Here is a 21,539-nt window from a genome sequence, read left to right on the forward strand (position 1 = left end):
CCATGCGCTTGATGCGCTTTTCACGACGATTATCAAATCATAGTTCTTGCCGTCTGGAAAGATAGTTTGTAAAGTTTCCTAACTAATAGAAATTGGACGAAGCAGCCCGCTTCGTCCGGCTTGTGCGGTGGATGTCGTTGACCCAGGAAATCATTGCAGGCGTGGACATCGGCGGCACCAAGACGCGCATCATGGTGTGCCTGAGCGAACGCACGATCGCCGACGAGGTGCTGGTGACCGAGACCTGGCGTGTCCGTGAGATGGAGACCGATGCCACAACGTTGGCCGGCATCGTTACCAATCTGTGCGGCGGCATCGCGCCCGCTGCCCTGGCGGTCGGCGCGCATGGCTGCGACACGGGTGAACAGTGCCTTCGCTTCCAGGCGCTGCTGGCGACCAGAACCGGCGGCGCGGTGCAGGTCGTCAACGATGCCGAGTTGATGGTGCCGGCCGCTGGCCATGTCGACGGCATCGGCGTCGTCTCGGGTACCGGCTCGATTGCGGTTGCACGCACGGCTGAAGGCAAGATGCTGGCTGCCGGCGGCTGGGGCTGGATCCTCGGCGACGAAGGCAGCGCGCCTGCCCTAGTGCGCGAGGCGGCCAAGGCTATCCGCCGCACGCTCGACCGTGGCGAGGATGGCGGCGACCCGCTGATTGGCGCGCTGATGCGGGAACTCGGCACTGACGACCAGACCAAGCTTGGCATCCTGCTCAACGAAACGCGCGGTGCGGCGGTCTGGGGCCGCCATGCCAATGCCGTGTTCGATGCGGCGATCGCCGGCTCGGCGCTGGCTATCCGTGTGATCAGGGAAGGCGGGGCAGGGCTTGCCGCATTGGTCGAACTGCTAATCGAGCGCGGCGCCAATCCGGCCCTTGTCGTGGCCGGCGGTGGCGTCATATCGGAGCAGCCGATGTTGATGACGGCCTTCGTCGACGCCATGGCAAAAGTCTCGCCACCCAGTCAGGTGCTGCTACTACGCGAACCGCCGGTGCTCGGCGGGGTCGCGCTGGCTAGGCGGCTACTTGCCGGCCAAGGTGTGTCCTCACAGATCGGAGCCGTTTGAATGATGAAGCGTATCGGCTACCGCCAGGCGGTGGCGCGCCAGACGGAAAGTCTCGAAATCGGCAGGCGTTCGGTGACCAGATCGCTCGATGGTCTCGACCTCGACGCCTTTGCCGGCAAGGCGATCGGGCTTGCCGGCATTGGCGCCAGCTATCAGGCCGCCCTGGCCGGTGCGCTTTATCTGCGCGCGTGCGGCATGCGGGCCTTCGCTTACACGCCGACCGATCTTTATGGCCGGACGGAAGCCGCCGCGGATGCCTTCATCGCGCTTTCGGCCTCGGGGCAGAGCCGGGAAATTTCGGATGTCATGCACGAGGCGTCGGAGGCACCGCGGCTGGCCGTCTGCCGTGGCAGCGACAATCCGCTGGCTGATCTGACCGGCGCCGTGCTTGCCACGGATTCGGGCGCCGACAATGGCGCGAGTTCGACCGGCTATACCGGCACCTTGCTGGCGCTCGGCATGTTGATCGACAGGCTTGCCGGCAACAGCTTCGACTGGGCGCGTTTGCCAAGCGCGGTCGCCACCGTTCTTTCTGGTGCCGAGCAGGCGGCCGGCCAGGCGGCAACGCTGCTGCAGGGCAGGACATCCATCGATATCGTCGGCGCCGGTGTCAGCTTCGCCAATGCCGGCGAGGCGGCGATGCTGATCCGTGAGGCGGTTCGGGTACCGGCATCCGGATGGGACACGCTGAACTATCTGCATGGGCCGATGGAATCGCAGGATGCGGCGACCGGACTGATCGCCATCGGCGACGGCCGCGAGGTGAAGATCGCCACCGATGTCGCCATGTTTGGCTGTCCGTCGGTGTTGGTGACGCGGCGCACGGCTGTCGCCTCTGCAGACAGGCTGGTGGTGATCTCCATTCCCGCCCTTGGCAACGCCGTCGCCGACGCCATCCTGGAGATCATCGCCATCCAGCTTATCGTCGGCGACATGCAGGATGCCGCTGGCCTCACAGATATCGTTTTCCGTTACCGCCAGACCGATATCAAGCTGAAGCCTTGGTCGCCGACCGAAGTCTGACGCATCCGCCAGATATCGAGAAAATTGCCAAACCGCCCGGCAATGAGGCATTGAGGACGGGTGCAGCTGTGAGTCGCGGCGGCGTGTTCGCTCTCACGGACCGGCAACAGGATTGGCAGGGCAAAGCTCGAAAGGCAGAGATGGCGGCTGCGGAAATCCCCAATCTGACCGACAGCGCCCGCGCCGTGCTGCGTGTGCTCGCCGCGCACGGGCCCGTGACGCGGCCGAAGCTCGGCGCGATGCTCGACCTGTCGAAGCCGACCATGTCGGCAGCGGTTTCGGAATTGAGCGAACTGGGGCTCGTCGCTTCGCGCGGGCTGGAGCGCGGCGCCATTGGCCGCACGGCAACCATCTATGGCATCGGTCCGGGCGCCGGTTATGCGATCGGCGTCGATGTCGGCGCAGCCCAGGTGCGCGCTGTCGCTTATTCGATGGACGGGCAGCCGCTGTCGGCGGCGGAAGAGCCGATACCGGAAGCCAAATCCAGCCACCCCGACGAGGTCGGCGCCATTGTGCTGTCGGTGGCGCGTGCCACCATGGCCAAGGTGGGCAAGGGTTTTCGTGCGCTGCGCGCCGTTGCCGTGGCGGTGCCGCGTATCGTTTCCAACGACCGCTTCGACCGGCCGGGCGGACCGTCCGCCGTGCTTGGCCTGCTGCGGCGTCATGTCGAAGTGCCGATCATCCTGGAAAACAACGTCAACTGCGCGGCAATCGGCGAAATGCATTACGGCGCCGCGCAGGGCCACCAGACCTTCGCCTTTCTGCAAGTTGGCGTGCGGGTTGGCCTTGGCTTCATCACCGAGGGACGGTTGTTTCGCGGCGCCGGCGGCGCCGCCGGCGAAATCGGCCGCATGCCGTTTCCGTGGTCCGTCAGCGAGACGCCCTATCGTGAAGGGCTCGAACATTATCTCGGCTCGCGGGCGCTGATCGAGCGATGCCGTGCCGACTGGCCCTTGCAGGAAGGCGCGCCGCCCGACTCGGCCAAGGATCTGTTCGCGCGGGCGGGGCAGGGTTCAGCGTCTGCGATGGCGGCTGTCGAGCGTCACGCCGCCGATATCGGCAGACTGGCGGCCGGCTGCATCGGTATGCTCGATCCCGGCCTGATCGTGCTTGGTGGCGGCGTTGGCAGAAACCCGCTGATGACGGAAAACGTTGAGCGCGTCGCGGCAGAGCTTGCGTGGCCGACACGGATCGCCGTCAGTTCGCTGGGAGACGGTGGCACCGCGCTCGGTGCGATGAAGCTGGCCGTCGACTACAGTCTGGGGCTCATGCTGCGCGAAGGCCGGCATCCGGCTGTCGTGTTGCCGCCTTTGCCCGAGATGGCGCAAGACGCGACGGATATGATCGCTGAAGCAAAGGACGCTTGACCAAAAAAAGAGGCAGGCGCCAGGCGCCTGCCTCTCAAATTCGAACGATTGGTGGCTTATGCCGCCGCAGAGATCTGCTGGCTGGCCGCTACCACGGCATCGACCTTGGCGGTCGCCTTGGCGAGCGCGGCGGTCACCGCGTCAGCACCCATGCCGACGCCTTCGATGCGGATGACGTCGACATCGGTCATGCCGAGGAAGCCGAGCACGCCGCGCAGATAGGGAATGGCGTGATCCAACTGCACGGCCGCGCCTTCGGAGTAGATGCCGCCCGAAGCCAGCACGATATAAACCTTCTTGCCGGTGACGAGGCCCTTGGGGCCGTTCTCGCCATAAGCAAAGCTCTTGCCGGAGCGGGCGATATGATCGACCCAGGACTTCAGCGTCGAGGAAATGTTGAAGTTGATGAAGCCGGTGGCGAGGATCACCGTGTCGGCGGCGAACAGCTCGTCGAGCACGACGTCGGAAACGCCGACCACTTCAGCCTGGCGCGGGGTGCGCGCTTCGGCCGGCGTGTAGATGCCACTGGCATAATCGGCATCGATGTGCGGCAGCGGGTTGGCGACGAGGTCGCGCACGACAAGGGTGTTCGACGGGTCGGCGGCGACAAGCTTTTCAGCGAATTCAGTGGCAATGCGGGTCGAGTGCGAGGCAGCGCCTCGTGGGCTCGATGTGACGAGAAGGATGGACATGTTGGCTCTCCAGGGGGTTGGAATAATTTGTCCCGCCGGATATGGGCCTATCGACCCATTTGAAAAACTGGTATATTTTCTATACTACCCATCCATGAAATGGATATGATCATGCAGCCCAATCCGACGCTCGACCAACTTCAGGTCTTTTTGACTGTCGCCGAGACCGGCAGTTTCTCGGCCGCCGGCCGCAAGCTCAACCGCGCGCAATCCGTCATCAGCTATGGCATCGCCAATCTCGAGGCGCAGCTTGGCCTGAAACTATTCGAGCGCGAGGGCACGCGCGAGCCACAGTTGACCGAGATTGGTCGGGCGATGCTGGAGGACGCCCGGCGCATGGTCGGCGTGCTGCAGAGGATCCGCTCGCGTGCCGACGGCCATCATCAGGGCCTGGAGGCCGAAGTCGCGCTGTCAGTCGATGCGGCGCTGCCCTCGCCGGTGCTGGTTCGGGTGTTGAAGGCGTTCGAGGCGCAGTTTCCAACCGTGATGCTGCGCCTGCATATCGGCTCGCTCGGCCTGATCCCCGATCATGTCGTCGGCGGGCAGGCCGATCTCGGCATCGGCGGCCTGCTGGGCGAGGTCGACGATGTGCATCTTGTGCGCATTGGCTTCATGTCGATCGTGCTGGCTGCCGCGCCCGAACACCCACTGGCGCTGCTGCCGAAGCCCGTGGCAATCGAGGATGCACGCGAACACATCCAGCTTGTCGTGACCGACCAGTCCGAGCGCACCAAGGGGCGCGACTTCGGTGTCTTCGCCTACCGCACCTGGCGGCTGACGGATGTGCGCACCAAGCATATTCTGATGCGCGAGGGGCTGGGCTGGGGCGGGCTGCCGCGCTGGCTGATCGCCGACGATCTGGCAAACGGCCGGCTGGTGGAAATCGACCTCGAGCCTTTCAGGGAGGTGAGCTCGCCACTGTTTGCCATGCATCGTAACGACAGTACCCCGAAGCCGGCGGCGGCCTGGCTGATCGAGCAGTTCAAGCGCCAGCTCGGCTGCTTCAACGAATTCGAACCGGGCGAGGTGCCTGAGGAAGAGCCGGAGACAGTCCATCGATCAGCGCCATGAGAACGGCGCGGTAATCCTCGGCTGACGCGCCAGCCTCGATGGCCAGGGCGGCGCGGTCGAAGGCGGAAGCCAGCAGCGCGGTCAGCGCTTCGGCCGGCAATCTCGTCATCGTCTGCGCCCGCATCGCGGCGACGAGGCCCTCGCGCAGCGAGCGGTTGCCGTGGCGGTTGTCGATCGCATCCATGGCGGTGCGGCCAAGCACGGCGGGACCATCGAGCAGCAAGAGCCGCGTGCGGCCGGGCGCACGCATGGCGGTCAGATAGGCATCCGAACCGGCGATCAGCGCGTCGCGGGCAAACAACGAGGGCGGCGAGGCGCGCTCGATTTCGTCAGCCACCACCGCTGCCTCTTGCTCGACCACGGCGGCAAACAGCGCCTGCTTGTCGGCAAAGTGGTGATAGAGCGCGCCGCGCGTGACGCCAGCGGCGGCGACGATCTCGGGCGTGCCGGTCTCGGCATAGGATTTTTCGGTGAACAGCTTGCGCGCCGCGGCGATCAGGTCGGCGCGCGTCGCCTCGGTGCGGTCACGGTTGGAACGGCGCGCGGATTCCTTTTGCATACATGCAGCCTGTATGTTAATTCCCTTTACATGCAGACTGTATGTTGTTTGACGGGAGAAGGAAAGATGAAGACCACGAGCTACTACCCGGTGCTGATGACAGGCGATGTTGCCGGCACCAAGGCCTTCTATGTCGCGCATTTCGGCTTCAAGCCGCTATTCGAGAGCGACTGGTACGTGCATCTGCAATCCGCCGACGATCGCCGCGTCAATCTCGGCATCGTCCATGGCGATCATGAAACGATCCCGGAAGAGGGGCGGGGCCGCACGTCCGGCCTGCTGATCAATTTCGAGGTCAGGAACCCAGATGCTGTCTACGAACGGATCACCGCTGCCGGTCTGCCGATCTTGTGCAGCCTGCGCGACGAACCCTTCGGCCAGCGTCATTTCATCACCAAGGACCCCAATGGCGTGCTGATCGACGTGATCAAGCCGATCCCGCTAAGCCCGGAGTTTCAGGCTCAATTTACCGAGGGAGCCTGAATGGGGCCGCCGGCAGAACTGTCGGCAGAGATGGGGCGGTTCCGGCCGCGTGACCTGGCGGGCATTCGCGGTCTATGGTGGGCTTGGCAAACCCAGGCCCTTCCATGCGTGAAATCTGCCTTATCCGCGCCCCGTCCAATCTTGGTCTTCGCCCGCTGCGGCCCGGCCATGTGCCGGGGACATGCGGGCGCCGCAGGCGCTGAGTGAGGCCGGCCTGGTCGAGGTGGTTGCGCCCGCCAAGGTGGTCGATCTCGAACGGCCCGCCTACAGCACGGAGCCGCAGCCGGGCACCCGGCTGCGCAACGGTCCCGCGATCCGCCGCTTCAATCTGGAGCTTGCCGAGATTGTCGCCGGCGCGATCGGGCAGGGCGAATTTCCACTGATCGTCGGCGGCGATTGTTCGATCCTGCTTGGCGCGCTGGCGGCCGCACGGCGGTCCGGTCCACTGTCGCTGGTGCATGTCGACGGTCACAGTGATTTCCGTCATCCCGGCAATTACGATGCCGACGCCGCGCTTAGCTCGGCCGCCGGCATGGATCTCGCACTCGCCACCGGACGTGGCGAGCCATTGCTGACCGGGTGGCCTGATGTCGCCGGGCCGCTTGTGGCCGACGAACGGGTGATCCAGATCGGCGAGCGCGAGAGCCGCGATCCGGACTTCGCCTGGCCGGACATCAATTCCACCGCCATGACGTTGATCGACGTCTTTGCCGCGCGCGAGCTTGGCGCGGCGAGGGTGCTGGAAAAGACCCGGTCGACGCTGGCGCGGTCTCGCTACTGGATGCATCTCGACATCGACGTGCTCGACCAGACGGTGATGCCGGCAGTGGATTCGCCCGGCAGCCCCGGCATCGATCCCGACGATCTCGTCGCCATCCTGTCAGCACTGGTTGCCGGTCCCGCCGGCATCGGCATGGACATGACGATCTTCGATCCCGACCTCGACCCGACCGGCGAACTGGCGGCGTTGCTGGTCTCGCTGCTTGGGCGGGTGCTCAAGCAGCGATAGACCTCAGCTGCGCGCCACCGGCGTCACCGTCACCTGGCTGACGCCGGTGCGGCGCACGACGGTGCACAGCGTCTCGCGGCCGATGCGCTCGGCATCGAGCAGGCGCACCAGATCGTCGACGCCGGTGACCGGACGGCCGTCAATGGCGGCGATGATGTCGCCTTCTTTCAGGCCGGCCTTGGCCGCCGGGCCATTCTTCTCGACGCTGCGCAGCCGCACCGCCGTGCTGGTCGAGACTTGCGACAAAAGGGCGGCGCGGCGCGGCAGGTTGGTCGTGTCGGCGGAAACGCCGATGAAGGCGCGACGCACGCGGCCGAAGCGGATGATCTCCGAAATGACGAAATTGGCGGTGTTGGAGGCGACGGCGAAGGCAATGCCTTGCGCGCCATGGATCATGGCGGTGTTGACGCCGATGACCTCACCGGCCGACGACACCAGCGGCCCGCCGGAATTGCCGGGGTTGAGTGCTGCGTCGGTCTGGATGACGTCGTCGATCAGCCGCCCGGTGGAGGCGCGCATCGAGCGGCCGAGCGCCGAGACGACACCCGAGGTGACGGTCCATTCGAAGCCGAGCGGGTTGCCGATGGCAATGGCGATCTGGCCGCGCCGCAGCCGCTTGGAATCGCCAAGCGGCGCGACATCGGTAAAGCTGCCGTCGGCGCGCACCAGCGCGATGTCGGTGTCGGGATCACGGCCGAGCACTCGGCCCTCGCGGGAGGCGCCGTCCGGCATCGAGACGCGCACCGTCTTGGCGTCGCCGACGACATGGAAATTGGTGACGACCAGTCCGTCCGGCGCGATGACGAATCCGGAACCATGGCCGCCCTGGCCGCCAATGCGCTCGATGCGGCAGACGGCGGGGCCGATGCGGTCGACGGCGTCGGCAACTGTCGTCGAATAGGCGTCGAGCAATGTATCATCGGACTGGAATTTGGCGGCGGCGAGGGCCATGGGCGGGCTCCGTGTTTTCAGGCTTTATCGTGACTATATGTGCGGAGCGGCTGGAACCGCCGCGACCTGACCAGATGGCCAGTCAAACCGCCAACTAGCCGTCAGGCGAGTACCTCTGAGCGCACTGTCGAGCGATATCTGGGGCATGAAGAAACCCAGGAGACCAATATGAGCGATTTCAATCTGAGTGCGTTTTCCCAAGCCATCGCCGATCTCGCCGCCAAGGCGGCGCCGGCAACGGCGAGTTTCGCCACGCATCATCATCGCACGGCAAGCGCCTTCCACTGGCGCGACGGCTATTTCGTCACCGCCGAGGAAGCCGTCGAGGCTGGCGAGGAGATCGAACTGACGCTGGCCTCTGGCGAGACGGTGAAGGCCGAACTCGTCGGCCGCGACCCATCGACCGGCGTTGCCCTGCTGAAGCCGGCCGATGCTATCAACGCCGCGCCGCTGGCCAAGGCTGATGCGGTACGGCCCGGCAATGTCGCCATCGCCATCGGCAACAGCCAGGGTTCGGCGCTGGCCGTGTCGGGCTCGGTCGGTGAAGTCGGCCCGGCCTGGCGCTCGATGCGCGGCGGCACCATCGACCGGCGCATCAATCTGGCCGTCGGCGCCGGCGGCCGTTTCGAGGGCGGCCCGGTGCTCGACGCCAAGGGCGCGCTGATCGGCATGCTTTTGTTCGGGCCGCGCCACAGGGCGCTGGTCATGCCTTACGAGACGATCGAGCGGGCAGTTGCGACCTTGCGCGAAAAGGGTCATGTCGCGCGCGGCTATCTCGGCGCCGGGCTGCATCCGGTGCGCGACCGCAACGCGCATGGTGCGATGGTCATGAGCCTCGACGACGAGGGCCCGGCCAAGGCCGCCGGCCTTTCGCTCGGCGATATCATCGTGGCATGGAATGGTGAGGCCGTGCATGGCCCGCGCGACCTGATCCGCAGGCTCGGACCCGACAGCGCTGGCGTTTCGGTGACACTTGGTGTCGTGCGCGGCGGCGAGCAGCGCGATGTCGTGCTGACGATCGGCGAAAAGCCGCTTTCCTGAGAGGAGTGATGGACACGCTCACCAGCGACCGGATTGTGCATGACGGTGCCGCCTCGCGGCGGCTGGTGGTGCTGATTGCGCTTGGCGACGCGGGGCGCGCCGAGCGCCTGGCTGCCTCGCTTGCCGCGAGCGACGACCTGCTGCCGGTCGTGGCCGGCGGCGGCACGGCCGATGTCGCCATCGTCGACGACAGCAGCGGTGATGCCGTGCCGGCCTCCACGCCACGGGTGCTGCTGTCGGGACGCGGCGAGCGGCCTGCCGGCGAGGTGTTGGCCGTGATGCCTGCGGGCGCGGACGATTTGTTGATCGCAGCGGCGGCGCGGCTGGCGGCGGCCGGCTATCGCGTATCAGGCGATGGCAGAGGCGGGCGCCATGAGGATTTCCATGCCGGCGATGGCGAGCCGTTCGAGGATGAAGCCTCCGACGAGCACGCCGCCCGGCCTTCGCTGTCGCCGCGCGAGGCGGAAGTGCTGGCGCTGCTGGCCGAGGGCGCGCCCAACAAGGTGATCGCACGGCGGCTGAACATTTCCGTGCACACGGCGAAGTTCCATGTCGCCGCGATCCTGATCAAGTTGGGTGCCGCCAACCGCACCGATGCGATCGCCATTGCGATGCGGCAGGGGCTGGTGCTGGTTTAGTCATAAATCCTACGCAGCGTAACTCGGCGTCCAGCGTGTCGGGCCTTGCGCTGTGGTCGCCTGCCGCGCAAAGGTTCGCGCCTGCTATGTTGCAAGGGAGGCGCGAGGAAATGTCGCTCAAGGGAAAGACGCTGTTCATCTCCGGCGGGTCGCGCGGCATCGGGCTGGCGATCGCGCTGCGCGCCGCGCGCGACGGCGCCAATGTGACGATCGCCGCCAAGACCGCCGAGCCGCATCCGAAGCTGCCGGGCACAATTTACACCGCCGCTGAAGAGATCGAGCAGGCCGGCGGCAAGGCGCTGCCTGTGCTGTGCGACATCCGCGAGGAAGCGCAGGTCGCCGAGGCGGTTTCAAAGACCGTGGAAAAGTTCGGCGGCATCGATATCTGCGTCAACAATGCCAGCGCCATCCAGCTCACAGGCACGCTGGAGACCGACATGAAGCGCTACGATCTGATGCACCAGATCAACACGCGCGGCACATTCCTCGTCTCCAAAATGTGCATTCCGCACCTGAAGTTGGCTAATAATCCTCACATTCTAAATCTGGCGCCGCCGCTCGACATGAAGGCCAAATGGTTCAAGAACCACGTCGCCTACACCATGGCCAAGTTCGGCATGTCGATGTGCACGCTGGGCATGAGCGCCGAGTTCGCCAGGGACGGCATCGCGGTCAATTCGCTGTGGCCGATCTCGACCATCGACACGGCCGCGGTGCGCAATCTGCTGGGCGGTGCGACGGTGGCGGCGATGAGCCGTTCGCCCGACATCATGGCCGATGCCGCGCATGCGATCTTCATGCGACCATCACGCGAGGCGACAGGCAATTTCTACATCGACGAAGAGGTGCTGCGCGCCGAGGGCGTCGGCGACTTTTCGATCTACTCACCTGATGCGACCGGGCCGCTGGCCGGCGATTTCTTCGTGCCGGACGAGGTGTTTGCGAATTCTGATACCAAGATCAGGAATACGTTTTAAAGATGCCTAGGGTAGTCCATTCGCTGATGCAAAATGCGTACAACATTGATGGAGCGATTGGCCATTCGTAGAAATTGCACATGAGAGCCTACGGCATGTTTCACCAAGCCGGGGCGAATATTCTCCGCATTTTTAGCCATCGCTGGAAATTGGCCTATCAAATTTATGATTGAGCGAATGGCGTGGATATAGGCTTCCGCTCGCTCGGGACCCCATTCTTTCAGGGAATGGTCCCAAATCTGGTCAAGATCTGCTTTCGCTTTTGGTGAGAACCTGACGGTTCGCTTCATCCGCGCTTCTTGGACTCTAGAAAGGCATCGAAGTCGAATGGCTCTGGATCGCCTGACATATCTCCCTCATCGATGGCAGACCGGAGTTGCTCAAGCTTGAGTTCCTGTTCTTCCAAAAGACGAAGGCCGGCCCGAACGGTTTCGCTTGCCGACCCAAAACGGCCGTTCGCTATCTGCCGCTGGATAAAGGCATCGTACTGATCACCTAGGGTGATGGAGGTGTTCTTGGGCATGATGAATCTCCAATACCAATAGATGGTATCAATTTTCCCGAATGCTAACAAGCATAGGAGTGCGAGGCTTTCACTCCTCGTCCTTCTTGCCTTTGCTCAGAGCGCATAGATGGCCAGCGCCACGCCCAGCCCCAGATAGAAGACGACCAGCAGCCAGCGTGAGGCAAGGATGATCGATTCGATGGCGAGTTCGAGACGCTTCGTAGAGTGGTTCCGGTTGGTTCTCTTGGGATAGTGGGCCGTAGGGTGGTGGGTCGTATTTCGGTCAGGCCGCCCCTGTTTGAAGGACAAAAAACCCCGCCGGCGAGGGACCGGCGGGGCTCAATGCGTCCCGCTGGAGTCGGGACGGGGCAGGGAACGCCCAGTCCAGAATCTGGGGTGGGTGAGCCCGCGATTCAATGAGCCGGCTCTAATGCCGATGCAATTCTTGTTGAACCTGGCACGTCGAACCATCCCCGGCAGGACCGGGGATGGTTGCTTCTCGTGCAGAGTCCGCAAACCAGGTCATGGTTTTGAAATCATGACCTAATTGTTGCTGGCGACAGGCGCCACCAGCGAGGTGATGCGGCGAATGGCGACGCGCCGGTTCTCGCGGTTGGGCGCGGCGGTGTTGACCTTCAGATACTGCTCGCCATAGCCCTGCGTCGTCAGGTTCTCCGGCGGGATGCCGAAGGCATTGGTGAGGGCCTCCGCGACCGATTCCGCGCGGCGATCGGACAGGGCCAGGTTCGCTTCCGGCCTGCCGACGGCGTCGGTATGACCTTCGATCAGGAAGGTCTCGGCCGGGTTCTTCTTCAGTAGCTTCTCCATGGCGTTGGCGACACCCTCGAGCTTCTGCACCTCGGTGTCGGAGATCGAGGCCGAGCCGAATTCGAAGTTCAGCGTGTCGAGGTCGACGCGGCGTGCAATGTCGCGCACGCGGGCCGAACGCTTGACCTCGTCGATCGAATAGAGGCGCTGGACCTTCTCCACCGGCGGCTGTTCGAGGAAGGTGTAGTAGTCGTCCGGGCTCTCGACGTCCTCGGAATCGAGGATGTATTCCCGGCGCGGGATGGTCAGCCGCATCGGCGGCAGGTCGTCGCCGGGATCGCGCCAGTCGCCCTCATCCTGATAGTCCTGCTCGTCGACATAGCTCAGCACATATTCGCGCCCATCCTGCGTGATCCGTGAACGCTGGATGACGTCGCCGTAGCGGTTGCGGATGGTGACGATCTGGACGCCATTGTCGCGCTCGACGATTTCCCGAGTGCGATCGCCTGACAGATCCTCATAGTACACATTTCTGGCGCCGCGGGTCATGCGCGGGGCGTCATTGCTCTGGACGAATGTCTGGTTGTTGAACTGCAGGATGACGCGGTCGCCGAGTTCCCTGACGACGTCGACGCCTTTCGGACGCCGGCGGTCGCGGACGTTCTCATCGGGTGCACGATCTACGCGCTTGCCCTTTTCCTCCGTCACCGGGGCGATCTTTTCAGGCTGGATTGCCTGTTGGGCCGACTTGTCGTCGGTGGGCGGGGGTCCCTGGTCGACCGGAACCGGCTTTGGAGCTTGCGCCTGCTCGCCATTCTGCTGAGCGGGCTGGTTGGCCTGCTCGCCATTCGCATTCTCGCCTCCCTGCTGGCCGTTCTTGCCCTTGCGCTTGCGCAGGACATCCTTCTGGCTATCAAGGATGGGAGCTGCGTTCTTGTCAGCCGGGGCTTCGCCCTGGGCAGCATTTTTTTCACCTTGGGCCGGCTGTTCGCCGGTCACGGGCTGCTGGCCATTGGCGGGCTGTTCGGCCGTTGACGGCTGTTCTCCAGTGGCCGGCTGTTCTCCCGTCACCGGCTGTTCGATGACAGGCTTCTTGCCGCGCTTCTTCTTATCCTGAGGCTGTTCGCCCTGGGCGGGCGCCGCCTGCTGCTCAGGCTGAAGCGGTTCGGCCTGCGGAACCGGCTCGCCGGCGGGCGCTTCCTTCTTGGCCGGCGCCTGTTCGGCGGGTGCGGCTTCGATCTGCTGATCCTGCTTGCGCTTCTTGCGCAGGGGCTGTGGGTTGTTGTCGTTTGCTGGGGCCGCCTGCTCGGCAGGGGCGGCCTCGATCTGCTGCTGCTGATCACGCTTCTTCCTGCGCGGCTGCCGTTCCTCGGCCGGAGCGACCTGTTCGGCTGGCGCCTGTTCAGTCTGCTGCTGCTGATCGCGCTTTTTCTTGCGGGGCTGCTGCGCCTCGGCCGCCGGAGCGGCTTGCTCGGCTGGCGCCTGTTCAGTCTGCTGCTGCTGATCGCGCTTTTTCTTGCGGGGCTGCTGCGCCTCGGCCGCCGGAGCGGCTTGCTCGGCCGGCGCCTGCTCAGTCTGCTGCTGCTGGTCGCGCTTCTTCCTGCGCGGTTGCTGCTCTTCGGCCGGGGGGGCCTGTTCGGCTGGCGCCTGCTCGGTCTGTTGCTGTTGCTTCTCACGCTTCTTGCGCGGCTGCTCCTGCTCGGCGGGCTGCTGGCTCTGGGCGGCGGGCGCCGCCTGCTGCTCTGGCTCGGCCTTCTTCCGCTCCCTTTGTTTAGGCTGCTTCTGCGCACAGGCCTCGGCCGATTCGCCCTCGGCGCACGCTGCCTGCGCCAAAATGAACGCGGCTGACGTGTGCTGGGCGGGGCCGAAGGCGGCACTTCCCTGAAGCGGGAACGCGCCCAACGGCGCGGATGCCATCAGCAGGCCTAGTGCGGTGCCTGCCAGAATCCGGGGTTGGCGTTTCATCGAAAACTCTCCTTGTGGGGTCCCATCCTTGCCGAAACTGATCTTGAGCCGATTGGTTCCAGTTTGGCTGGGATAGAGGCCGTACGGGGCGATTGGCCGACCTTTTGAAGGCAACTTCGTGTCATTCACCTGGCAACCGCCGCATTCCGGCCGCTGCCGCGCTTGACCTTGCCGGCGGCTGGGGCCACATGCCGGGAATGGAAAAGCCCTTCTGGAAAACCAAGGCGCTGGAGGCGATGAGCCCGGCCGAGTGGGAGTCGCTCTGCGACGGATGCGGCAAATGCTGCCTGTCAAAGCTTGAGGACGAGGACACCGGCGAGATCTACTGGACCAGCGTCGGCTGCCGTCTGTTCGACGCGCAGAGCTGCCGATGTTCGGACTATGCCAACCGGCTGGCGCGCGTTCCCGACTGCGTCGGGCTGACGCCGCAAAATGTTCGCACCATCAGCTGGCTGCCCAGCACCTGCGCCTACCGGCTGGTGGCCGAGGGCCATGACCTCTACTGGTGGCACCGGCTGGTGTCGGGCAGCGCCGAGACCGTTCATGAAGCCGGCATCTCGATGCGCGGGCGGGTCAAGGCGAGCGAGACCGACCTTGCCGAGCCGGAAGACTATTTTGATTACATGCTGGACGACGAGCCCTAAGGCTCGCGCTGGGACGACGAGCCTGATCTTCAAGCCGATCTGCTGGATTGGGAACCGGGGACTGACTGAGGCGTTTTGGAGCATTCACCCCTGCCGTGGACGATGGTAAATGGCCGGCGAATTCCTTTCCGCCACATGAACCGGAGATGAATGGCCGGTTCGCAAAAAGTTCAGACAGGCAAGTGCATTCTCCCCCCATCGGTTCACGAGGACGGGCGAAAGCCCGCAACAAGGAGAGAAGACGATGTTCAACACGATCAAGACGGCAGCCCTTTCGGCTCTGGTCGGTCTCGGCACGCTGGCCGCGATCCCGGCCCATGCCGACAGCCTCTATCTCGGCTTCGGCAACAACAACGACACGCGTTTCGGCGTCTATGCCGGCGACGATGGCTATCGCCATCGCCGTGATGAACGCCGCGGCGACTGGCGCGGTGATGAACGCCGCTACGGCTGGCGCCGTGGCTGTTCGCCGGACCGTGCCCTCGACAAGGCCGAACGCATGGGTCTCTACCGTGCCCGCATCGTCGACGTCAGCCGCCGCACGGTGAAGGTGATGGGCCGCCAGGACGGCGACCGCGTTGTCATCGTGTTTGCCAATGACCGCGGCTGCCCGGTTATTTATCGCTGAGATCGGTTCAAGATACGACCTCCTCGAAGGTCGGTCTGGAGGCATGATCTTCTGCGAAGATCAGCCTGGCGGCATAACCCTCTGCGAGGGTTAGCCGGGAGTAGCCGAGCCCCTTTCCGTCTGAAGGGTGTGGCTCGAAAAAACCCCGCGGGAGCAATCCCGCGGGGTTTTTCATGCACGGCAGTGGTCTTTGACCGTGGCCGAGCAAGGCTCGGCCACGGATCGTCAGGAGCCGCTTACTTCAACTCGAAGGTGACGGTGACCTGGACATTGTAGGAATTCTCGCCGGCCTGCACCGGAGCCGCAGCACCCGCCGCGGCATCGAAGGCCTTGGCGTTGATCGGCATCGGCGTTGGCGCGATGTTCTGATCGGTGATCTCGAGCACCCGGCCGAGGCTGACGCCGGCGGCTTCGGCCAGCGTCTTGGCCTTGGCCATGGCGTTGGCGACCGCCTTCTTGCGGGCCTCGGTGACGGTCGCTGCCGGGTTGTCATTGGTGAAGGCGATGCCGCCGCCCTGGTTGACGCCGAGCGACACCGCCTTGTCCAGAATCTCGCCCGTCTTGTCGACATCGCGCACCCGCACCGACAGCGTGTTGGTCACCTGATAAGCGACGAGTTCGGCTTCCTGGCTGCCGTCCGGCTTGTTGGTGTAGTTGTAGCGCGGGTTGATCTGGATGCCCGCGGTCTGCAGGTCGCGGTCCTTGATGCCGGCCGACTTCATCGCCGCGATCACGGCGGCCATGGCGTCGTTGTTGGCGTCGAGCGCCGCGCGCGCGGTCTTGGCCTCGCGCATGACGCTGAGCGTCAGGACCGCCAGATCGGGGGCTACGGTTGCATCGCCTTCGCCCGACACAATGATGCGGGGCGGCGTCGGCAAATCGGTGGCTCCAGCCATCGCCGGAAAAGCGATTGCAGCGGCGAGCGCGAGAGGCAAAAGGCGTCTGGTCATGAAAATCTCCTTGGTCCGCGATCAAAGTCGCTGAGGTCGCGTAGAGCGCGATTATGGGTTGATTTGGGCGATCAGTGGAAGCCTGACGGGAAAGCCTTGTGCCGCGATGCGAAAAACATTAATCCAGCCCGCGTGGGGCCTGTAGCTCAATGGTTAGAGCCGGCGGCTCATAACCGCTTGGTTGGGGGTTCGAGTCCCTCCGGGCCCACCAGATGCACACTATCAGAGGCTTACTCGAAAGCCTTTGTCGAAGACACACGTCACCCTTTACAGAAATTGTGGCGTCGAAAGGTTGCTCAAGGCTCTGTGCGGTGATCGGCGGCAACGACGTGCGAATGGGATGGTTTGAGCGATTGATCGAGAATGCCGCGACGGCCAGTTAGCTGGCGCGATAGGCCGCTCTCACGACGATTGGTCCTTGCAGCCGCGATATCCTGTCTTCTAGGTGCGGCAAAGTCGCATAACATGCAGCCTGGAACTTCAGCGGCAACCGAGGATAGACCGACAATCCACTGCCGTTTGCAGGGCATCACAGACGACGAGCGCAAAAGACGAGAGAGCGCTGATGGCCAGCTCGGCAATTTGCGTCCAAACGGGTTCTGTCGTGCCAGCCAATCTATGTCTTTTAGTGGCTTTAGCGGCGGTTTGCCATCATTGTCTGGCCGCAGTCACGGTCTCAGATACCATAATTCTATCGGCTGCCTAACGACAGAAGGTCGCCGAAAGTTGTGTCGGCCAAGTTGTACCACCTCGACAGTAGCGGATGGACCATGCAAACTCTCCAGCGATTTGGCGGGGAGAGGCAGCTATGCTCAATCGAAGAGCTTTTCTGACGAGCGCTGGCGCAGCGCTGATCAGCGCTCCGACGGTGTTACGCGCCCAAACGACACCTAGTAAGAAGCTTCGCATTGTTGTCATTGCCAATCGCAATCACGAGGCCGACGGCCTTATGGCTGCTTTGTGCAATCAAATGACTCATAGTCTCATTCTTAGCGCTCCATATAATGTCGATTGGCCGCGCTGGCCGCGCGTTCAATCCGATCCACCCGCTCCAACTAGAGATCCCGGAGTGCCGCGCTGCTTAATCGATGTATTTGCGTTCCAATCCGACAAGGCCCCGACAATAGCAACAATTGAGATTTGGTGTATCGACGACCTTGCCGTCACGGGCGGTAAGAGCGACAAGAAGGTTACCGCCATGCAGCAAATTACGAATTATACGAATCCAGCGAGCACACCGGATGGAGTGATAGCATTTGGCACTGCCGCATATCCTGGTCTTGTCTCTAACAACGGGTGTGCCTCGATTGGCGGCACGATGTTCATCCATGATGCTTCAAATGGTGCCCCCGGCAGTTGGACTTGGCCCGGCTATATGGACACGCTTATTCCTAGCAAAACTCCAGCTTCGTTCTTTTCTAACGTTTCGGCCGATCAGAAGACCTTGGTAGCGATCAGTTCCGAAATGATCGCGCCGCAAAACCGTCCTGCGAGCGTTCTTCAGCTTATCATTGCTGCCGATGCCGTTGGGATCAGCTCAGTTAACGAACCTCCTCCGTACTGCGACGCGGACGCCAACTCTATCATGAAAGCAAAGCAGGCTGGCGCCACAAATATAACCTCTGTCGAAACGACACACGGGGTTATCCGCTCCATGTGGGATAAGCCGTTCATTTACGTCACGGCCATACCCAACCGGCTTTGTCACTTTCCAGATGAAGCCCAGAGCGTCTATGCTCAAGAGTTTCCCTCCTCCCATAACGCTGGCGTCGCGCTAAAATACGTGGTTCCGTATTTCGTAAACGCCATTGCTCAATAGCTAGTCGAGAAGGTGTGGTGGACCTTCGAACTGATTAGCGCCACCCCGCCATTGAAGCAAAAATTCGGAACGATGCCTGATCCGGGGGCGCGACCATTCCAATCCATCAGCAGACGCCGGCACTCTTCGACCTCCGAGCAAATTAATGCTTCTGCCGCGCCCTCTACGTATGCGCCAGGTCATGACCTGGGCTCTTCCGGGCCATCGTTTTGACCGCTGCCGCGATTGCTTTTTGTGCTCGCGGGTGAAATCGGTCACACTGGGCCGAGGTGGTCGCCTGAGGTCGACTGGATCGCGCCGCTTGCGGAAATGGATATCGATTTCATGCGTATGATCGCGGCCGAGGAAGAGGACCGAAGGGGTTAATCTCGGAGACCTTGCCGCTTGCGCGCTGCAGCCGGCAAGGGGAGCTGCGCCGCGGCTCGACTCCAACCCGGAGATCCTTCGTGCCTCTACGCCGATCTCCCAATCTTGGCCGACAGCGTTTGGGCGCAATGGCGCCCGGCGACACTCGCCGAACTCATAAAAACATGGCCCTCTCGTCCCGGCTCCAAGACGAGCCGCGGGGTCTGGGGGCAGCCCACGCTCGACGAGTTGCGCGTGGCAAGAAAGGCTGCCAGCAGCAGGGAGCGGCAACCTAGCACCGGCGCCTAAGCGCGGTTGTTGAGATCCCGCTCAATCTGTCGTGCGGAGGCAAGAATGTCATCGAAGCTCGGCGCTGCGCCGAAGATCATGGCGGTCGTGTTGGCCTAATCCATCGGCCGCACCGTCGCACTTGCGGACCTTGATCGCCGGAAAGATCAACCAAGCTATGATCGAGCGCAACTGGCCCGACATCCTGCGCATCGCCGCCACCATTGCGGCCGGAAGCATCGCGCCAAGCCAGATCCTGCGGAAACTCGCCTCCTATCCGCGGCAGAACTAACTTGCCACGGCTTTGCGCGAGGTCGGTCGCGTCGAGCGAACCCTGTTCATGATCGACTGGATTCTGGATGCCGATCTGCGACGCCGCGCCCAGATCGGGCTCAACAAGGGCGAAGCGCATCATGCGCTGAAGCGGCCAGGTTCCATCGCAGGGGTGAATCCGCGACCGTTCCGGCGAAGGCCAGCACTACCGGATCGCCGGCATGAACCTGCTCGCCGCCATCATCATCTTCTGGAACACCATGAAGCTCGGCGAAATTGTCGCCAGCCAGAAACGCGACGGAAAACTGCTATCGCCCGATCTGCTGGCCCATGTCTCGCCACTCGGATGGGAGCATATCAATCTCACCGGAGAATATCGTTGGCCGAAGCCTTAGCGTAGGATTCCGCCCCCTCCCGCAAACGACCCCCTCTTGTCAAAGCCGATAGAAGCCGCCTTTACTGAATCCAACAGCCGAACGAAGTGATCCCGGCCCTTGTAAATTCGATGCTTCAATATGCGCGCGCTGTCGAAGACAGCGTCGCCGAATCGAAACCCTCGATCGAAGATCGCGTCGTGCCGATGACTCGGTTGATAAACTAGGGTCAGGACCCATTAAACCAGCAGTGCGGGGATAAGGGCTGCGAGCCCGAAGGGTGATTGTGCAGCCTGCTGTGCTGTACGCGAACCTCTCCCCGGTTCACGTCAATCGCTCGGCGAATACCGTGAGTTGGTCGATTGTGGTCCCCCACCCATCGTGGAATCCCATTTCTTCATGCTTTCGGGAGTCCGCAGCGTTTTTGTGTAACACGCGAGCCGCGTAGCGGGTGCCGCTGCCCTCCGCCTCGAAGGTTATGATCGCGGTCAATGCCAACCAGGGTTCGGTGGGCTTCCAGGCCTCGGTGAGGACCGTTGTCCAGACCAGGCGGCTTTCAGGAACGATTTCTAGGAAGCAGCCTTCGACATGCGGTTGGAATTCACCGCCACCCTCGCGCATAAGCGTCTCGAACCCACCACCTGGGCGGAGTTCCAACTTGATCACCTTGCATTCGATGGGGTCGGGTATCCACCATTTCGCCAGGCGCTCGGGCGTGCTCCATGCTTTCCAAACAACGGCTGGCGGCGCATTGATGAAACGCTCAATGGTCAGTTCGGATTCTTCAGCTGGCATCTTCAATACTCCTGGACATTTGGGTTTCGACATAGTCGGCAAGCCGATCCGTTCTGGCCTGCCAAAGCTCACGTTGCTCGGAGAGCCATGACTCGGCGCCCGCCAGCCTCTCGGTATTCACCCAGCAGGTGCGGACGCGGCCGACCTTTTCGGAGCTGATCAGGCCGTCTTTCTCAAGGACCCGAAGGTGTTTCATGAAGGACGGCAGTCCCATATCGAAGGGCTCCGCCAGTTCCTTGACTGGTGCGGGACCCTTCGTAAGGCGGCTGACGACTGCCCGTCTGGTGGGATCAGCAAGGGCATGGAAGGCAGCGTCAAGAGATGATTGATAGTGTTCCATATGGAGAACTATAAACAAAAGTTTTCCATTTGGCAAACTAAATCGCTTGCGGGGGCGGTCCTGGATTGATTCAATGGCTGCGCGAGGAGGCGTTGCTATGAGTGATCTGATCTGGTTGTCGGCGGCACAGATGCGTCGGATTGAGCCGTATTTTCCATTGTCACATGGGGTGCCGCGGGTTGATGACCGCCGGATCGTCAGCGGGATGATCTTCGTTATCAGGAACGGTCTGCGCTGGCGTGACGCGCCTGCGGCTTACGGCCCGCACAAGACGATCTACAACCGTTTCATCCGCTGGAGCCGATTGGGCGTGTTCAATAAGATCTTCGCGGCGATGGCAGCCAAGGGTGGCAAGCCGGATCAGTTGATGATCGACGCCACCCATCTGAAGGCGCACCGCACTGCGGCCAGCCTGCTCAAAAAGGGGCTGTTCCCCGACGTATCGGACGCACCAAAGGCGGTCTGAATTCCAAGCTCCATGCCGTCTGTGACGGCAAAGGCCGACCACTGATCATGCTGCTCAGCGAAGGGCAGATGAGCGACTACAGGGGCGCGGCGCTGATGATCGGCGCCTTGCCCAGGGCCAAGGCGCTGCTCGGTGACCGTGGCTACGACGCCGAGTGGCTCCGCGCCGCCCTGGCCGAGCGCGGCATCACTGCCTGCATCCCGTCAAAGATCAACCGCAAGGTGCCGATTCCGCATGACACAGTGCTTTATAGACAACGCCACCGCATTGAGAACATGTTCGGCAGACTCAAAGACTGGCGGCGCATCCATACCCGCTACGACCGATGCGCCCACACCTTCATGTCAGCCATCTGCATCGCTGCCACCGTCATCTTTTGGCTCAATCAATGAGTCCTGACCCTAGCACTACTTTGGCAGTTTAGGTTTGACGGCGTCTGCGAGCAGCTTCTCACAGTGAGGACATCTGCGGCGTGGCGGCCGCGTGAAGAGGTCGAGAATGGCT

General features: G+C 63.0%; 22 protein-coding genes, 1 tRNA gene and 2 pseudogenes. 15 read left to right on the top strand and 10 right to left on the bottom strand.

Annotation, left to right across the window (positions count from 1 at the left end; translation table 11 throughout):
- Positions 1-137 precede the first annotated feature (137 nt).
- The 3 genes from ACFFNA_RS09530 to ACFFNA_RS09540 all read left to right on the top strand — a co-directional run bounded on the left by ACFFNA_RS09530 (position 138) and on the right by ACFFNA_RS09540 (position 3,454).
- Positions 138-1,064, top strand: coding sequence for a BadF/BadG/BcrA/BcrD ATPase family protein (locus tag ACFFNA_RS09530; protein ID WP_378917669.1), 927 nt, complete (start codon positions 138-140; stop codon positions 1,062-1,064).
- Positions 1,065-2,087 (top strand): SIS domain-containing protein, encoded by a 1,023-nt coding sequence (locus tag ACFFNA_RS09535; RefSeq protein WP_378917671.1) that lies wholly within the window; start codon positions 1,065-1,067, stop codon positions 2,085-2,087. It begins immediately after the preceding gene.
- 140 nt (positions 2,088-2,227) lie between these two features.
- Entirely contained in the window at positions 2,228-3,454 is a 1,227-nt protein-coding gene (locus ACFFNA_RS09540; protein ID WP_378917673.1) for an ROK family transcriptional regulator, read from the top strand.
- A gap of 56 nt (positions 3,455-3,510) precedes the next feature.
- Here the strand turns inward: ACFFNA_RS09540 and ACFFNA_RS09545 are convergent, their stop codons facing one another.
- Positions 3,511-4,146 carry an FMN-dependent NADH-azoreductase gene (locus ACFFNA_RS09545; RefSeq protein ID WP_378917675.1) on the bottom strand — a complete coding sequence of 212 codons (636 nt, stop codon included), beginning with the start codon at positions 4,144-4,146 and terminating at the stop codon, positions 3,511-3,513.
- Positions 4,147-4,257: 111 nt separating this feature from the next.
- Here ACFFNA_RS09545 and ACFFNA_RS09550 point away from each other — a divergent pair, with 111 nt between their 5' ends.
- Positions 4,258-5,217 carry a LysR family transcriptional regulator gene (locus tag ACFFNA_RS09550; RefSeq protein ID WP_378917677.1) on the top strand — a complete coding sequence of 320 codons (960 nt, stop codon included), beginning with the start codon at positions 4,258-4,260 and terminating at the stop codon, positions 5,215-5,217.
- On the opposite strand, the gene ACFFNA_RS09555 is transcribed toward ACFFNA_RS09550, so the two are convergent.
- Entirely contained in the window at positions 5,150-5,776 is a 627-nt protein-coding gene (locus tag ACFFNA_RS09555; protein ID WP_378917679.1) for a TetR/AcrR family transcriptional regulator, read from the bottom strand. The two genes, ACFFNA_RS09550 and ACFFNA_RS09555, sit on opposite strands and share 68 nt — an antisense overlap.
- A 66-nt stretch (positions 5,777-5,842) precedes the next feature.
- Here ACFFNA_RS09555 and ACFFNA_RS09560 point away from each other — a divergent pair, with 66 nt between their 5' ends.
- Entirely contained in the window at positions 5,843-6,259 is a 417-nt protein-coding gene (locus ACFFNA_RS09560) for a VOC family protein (protein WP_378917681.1), read from the top strand.
- A 181-nt stretch (positions 6,260-6,440) separates the two neighbouring features.
- On the top strand, positions 6,441-7,268 hold the full coding sequence (locus tag ACFFNA_RS09565; RefSeq protein WP_378917683.1) for an arginase family protein: 828 nt from the start codon (positions 6,441-6,443) through the stop codon (positions 7,266-7,268).
- Positions 7,269-7,271: 3 nt separating this feature from the next.
- Here the strand turns inward: ACFFNA_RS09565 and ACFFNA_RS09570 are convergent, their stop codons facing one another.
- A complete protein-coding gene (locus ACFFNA_RS09570; protein WP_378917685.1) occupies positions 7,272-8,219 on the bottom strand; it encodes a S1C family serine protease in 948 nt (315 codons plus the stop codon).
- Between the two features lie 168 nt (positions 8,220-8,387).
- On the opposite strand from ACFFNA_RS09570, the gene ACFFNA_RS09575 reads away from it, so the two are divergent.
- The 3 genes from ACFFNA_RS09575 to ACFFNA_RS09585 all read left to right on the top strand — a co-directional run bounded on the left by ACFFNA_RS09575 (position 8,388) and on the right by ACFFNA_RS09585 (position 10,875).
- Positions 8,388-9,260: a S1C family serine protease gene (locus ACFFNA_RS09575; RefSeq protein ID WP_111543020.1), complete on the top strand. Its 873-nt coding sequence runs from the start codon at positions 8,388-8,390 to the stop codon at positions 9,258-9,260.
- 8 nt (positions 9,261-9,268) lie between these two features.
- Positions 9,269-9,898 carry a helix-turn-helix transcriptional regulator gene (locus ACFFNA_RS09580; RefSeq protein ID WP_111543021.1) on the top strand — a complete coding sequence of 210 codons (630 nt, stop codon included), beginning with the start codon at positions 9,269-9,271 and terminating at the stop codon, positions 9,896-9,898.
- Positions 9,899-10,008: 110 nt separating this feature from the next.
- Positions 10,009-10,875, top strand: a complete 867-nt coding sequence (locus ACFFNA_RS09585; protein WP_111543022.1) for an SDR family oxidoreductase — start codon at positions 10,009-10,011, stop codon at positions 10,873-10,875.
- Here the strand turns inward: ACFFNA_RS09585 and ACFFNA_RS09590 are convergent.
- The 4 genes and pseudogenes from ACFFNA_RS09590 to ACFFNA_RS09605 all read right to left on the bottom strand — a co-directional run bounded on the left by ACFFNA_RS09590 (position 10,872) and on the right by ACFFNA_RS09605 (position 14,113).
- A complete protein-coding gene (locus ACFFNA_RS09590) occupies positions 10,872-11,165 on the bottom strand; it encodes a type II toxin-antitoxin system RelE/ParE family toxin (protein ID WP_111543023.1) in 294 nt (97 codons plus the stop codon). The two genes, ACFFNA_RS09585 and ACFFNA_RS09590, sit on opposite strands and share 4 nt — an antisense overlap.
- Complete coding sequence (locus ACFFNA_RS09595) at positions 11,162-11,398, bottom strand: type II toxin-antitoxin system ParD family antitoxin (protein ID WP_111543024.1); 237 nt, start codon at positions 11,396-11,398, stop codon at positions 11,162-11,164. Before ACFFNA_RS09595 ends, ACFFNA_RS09590 begins: the two co-directional genes overlap by 4 nt.
- A gap of 99 nt (positions 11,399-11,497) precedes the next feature.
- A pseudogene (locus ACFFNA_RS41260) lies at positions 11,498-11,581 on the bottom strand (TIGR00645 family protein); the annotation flags it as partial.
- Between the two features lie 342 nt (positions 11,582-11,923).
- Positions 11,924-14,113, bottom strand: a complete 2,190-nt coding sequence (locus ACFFNA_RS09605; RefSeq protein WP_378917689.1) for an OmpA family protein — start codon at positions 14,111-14,113, stop codon at positions 11,924-11,926.
- A 197-nt stretch (positions 14,114-14,310) separates the two neighbouring features.
- On the opposite strand from ACFFNA_RS09605, the gene ACFFNA_RS09610 reads away from it, so the two are divergent.
- Positions 14,311-14,757: a YcgN family cysteine cluster protein gene (locus tag ACFFNA_RS09610; protein ID WP_111543736.1), complete on the top strand. Its 447-nt coding sequence runs from the start codon at positions 14,311-14,313 to the stop codon at positions 14,755-14,757.
- 244 nt (positions 14,758-15,001) lie between these two features.
- On the top strand, positions 15,002-15,385 hold the full coding sequence (locus tag ACFFNA_RS09615; RefSeq protein ID WP_111543027.1) for a hypothetical protein: 384 nt from the start codon (positions 15,002-15,004) through the stop codon (positions 15,383-15,385).
- 236 nt (positions 15,386-15,621) lie between these two features.
- Here the strand turns inward: ACFFNA_RS09615 and ACFFNA_RS09620 are convergent, their stop codons facing one another.
- On the bottom strand, positions 15,622-16,335 hold the full coding sequence (locus tag ACFFNA_RS09620) for an SIMPL domain-containing protein (RefSeq protein WP_378917691.1): 714 nt from the start codon (positions 16,333-16,335) through the stop codon (positions 15,622-15,624).
- Between the two features lie 135 nt (positions 16,336-16,470).
- On the opposite strand from ACFFNA_RS09620, the gene ACFFNA_RS09625 reads away from it, so the two are divergent.
- From ACFFNA_RS09625 to ACFFNA_RS09635, 3 genes and pseudogenes are all read left to right on the top strand, one after another.
- Positions 16,471-16,546: transfer RNA gene (locus ACFFNA_RS09625), tRNA-Ile, on the top strand.
- Positions 16,547-17,143: 597 nt separating this feature from the next.
- Positions 17,144-18,154, top strand: a complete 1,011-nt coding sequence (locus ACFFNA_RS09630; RefSeq protein WP_378917693.1) for a hypothetical protein — start codon at positions 17,144-17,146, stop codon at positions 18,152-18,154.
- A 751-nt stretch (positions 18,155-18,905) separates the two neighbouring features.
- A pseudogene (locus ACFFNA_RS09635) lies at positions 18,906-19,455 on the top strand (Tn3 family transposase); the annotation flags it as partial.
- 303 nt (positions 19,456-19,758) lie between these two features.
- On the opposite strand, the gene ACFFNA_RS09640 reads toward ACFFNA_RS09635, so the two are convergent.
- Entirely contained in the window at positions 19,759-20,229 is a 471-nt protein-coding gene (locus ACFFNA_RS09640) for an SRPBCC family protein (protein ID WP_378917695.1), read from the bottom strand.
- Positions 20,219-20,569 carry an ArsR/SmtB family transcription factor gene (locus ACFFNA_RS09645; RefSeq protein ID WP_378917697.1) on the bottom strand — a complete coding sequence of 117 codons (351 nt, stop codon included), beginning with the start codon at positions 20,567-20,569 and terminating at the stop codon, positions 20,219-20,221. The genes ACFFNA_RS09640 and ACFFNA_RS09645 overlap by 11 nt, the downstream gene beginning before the upstream one ends.
- Before the next feature lie 97 nt (positions 20,570-20,666).
- On the opposite strand from ACFFNA_RS09645, the gene ACFFNA_RS09650 reads away from it, so the two are divergent.
- Positions 20,667-21,427 (top strand): IS5 family transposase gene (locus tag ACFFNA_RS09650; RefSeq protein WP_378917699.1). Its coding sequence is split into 2 segments (ribosomal slippage): positions 20,667-21,000 and positions 21,000-21,427, totalling 762 coding nucleotides; the frame shifts between segments, so codons are not numbered across the junction.
- Positions 21,428-21,539 lie beyond the last annotated feature (112 nt).

This window comes from Mesorhizobium kowhaii, from assembly GCF_042431665.1.
GTDB lineage: Bacteria > Pseudomonadota > Alphaproteobacteria > Rhizobiales > Rhizobiaceae > Mesorhizobium > Mesorhizobium kowhaii.

Bases quoted from the DNA above. Each gene is read 5' to 3' on its own strand.
- ACFFNA_RS09545 (WP_378917675.1), bottom strand. From the start codon at position 4,146: ATGTCCATCCTTCTCGTCACATCGAGCCCACGAGGCGCTGCCTCGCAC.
- ACFFNA_RS09630 (WP_378917693.1), top strand. From the start codon at position 17,144: ATGCTCAATCGAAGAGCTTTTCTGACGAGCGCTGGCGCAGCGCTGATC.
- ACFFNA_RS09550 (WP_378917677.1), top strand. From the start codon at position 4,258: ATGCAGCCCAATCCGACGCTCGACCAACTTCAGGTCTTTTTGACTGTC.
- ACFFNA_RS09620 (WP_378917691.1), bottom strand. From the start codon at position 16,335: ATGACCAGACGCCTTTTGCCTCTCGCGCTCGCCGCTGCAATCGCTTTT.
- ACFFNA_RS09615 (WP_111543027.1), top strand. From the start codon at position 15,002: ATGTTCAACACGATCAAGACGGCAGCCCTTTCGGCTCTGGTCGGTCTC.
- ACFFNA_RS09640 (WP_378917695.1), bottom strand. From the start codon at position 20,229: ATGCCAGCTGAAGAATCCGAACTGACCATTGAGCGTTTCATCAATGCG.
- ACFFNA_RS09565 (WP_378917683.1), top strand. From the start codon at position 6,441: ATGCGGGCGCCGCAGGCGCTGAGTGAGGCCGGCCTGGTCGAGGTGGTT.
- ACFFNA_RS09610 (WP_111543736.1), top strand. From the start codon at position 14,311: ATGGAAAAGCCCTTCTGGAAAACCAAGGCGCTGGAGGCGATGAGCCCG.
- ACFFNA_RS09580 (WP_111543021.1), top strand. From the start codon at position 9,269: ATGGACACGCTCACCAGCGACCGGATTGTGCATGACGGTGCCGCCTCG.
- ACFFNA_RS09560 (WP_378917681.1), top strand. From the start codon at position 5,843: ATGAAGACCACGAGCTACTACCCGGTGCTGATGACAGGCGATGTTGCC.
- ACFFNA_RS09585 (WP_111543022.1), top strand. From the start codon at position 10,009: ATGTCGCTCAAGGGAAAGACGCTGTTCATCTCCGGCGGGTCGCGCGGC.
- ACFFNA_RS09590 (WP_111543023.1), bottom strand. From the start codon at position 11,165: ATGAAGCGAACCGTCAGGTTCTCACCAAAAGCGAAAGCAGATCTTGAC.
- ACFFNA_RS09575 (WP_111543020.1), top strand. From the start codon at position 8,388: ATGAGCGATTTCAATCTGAGTGCGTTTTCCCAAGCCATCGCCGATCTC.
- ACFFNA_RS09605 (WP_378917689.1), bottom strand. From the start codon at position 14,113: ATGAAACGCCAACCCCGGATTCTGGCAGGCACCGCACTAGGCCTGCTG.
- ACFFNA_RS09555 (WP_378917679.1), bottom strand. From the start codon at position 5,776: ATGCAAAAGGAATCCGCGCGCCGTTCCAACCGTGACCGCACCGAGGCG.
- ACFFNA_RS09570 (WP_378917685.1), bottom strand. From the start codon at position 8,219: ATGGCCCTCGCCGCCGCCAAATTCCAGTCCGATGATACATTGCTCGAC.
- ACFFNA_RS09535 (WP_378917671.1), top strand. From the start codon at position 1,065: ATGATGAAGCGTATCGGCTACCGCCAGGCGGTGGCGCGCCAGACGGAA.
- ACFFNA_RS09595 (WP_111543024.1), bottom strand. From the start codon at position 11,398: ATGCCCAAGAACACCTCCATCACCCTAGGTGATCAGTACGATGCCTTT.
- ACFFNA_RS09540 (WP_378917673.1), top strand. From the start codon at position 2,228: ATGGCGGCTGCGGAAATCCCCAATCTGACCGACAGCGCCCGCGCCGTG.
- ACFFNA_RS09645 (WP_378917697.1), bottom strand. From the start codon at position 20,569: ATGGAACACTATCAATCATCTCTTGACGCTGCCTTCCATGCCCTTGCT.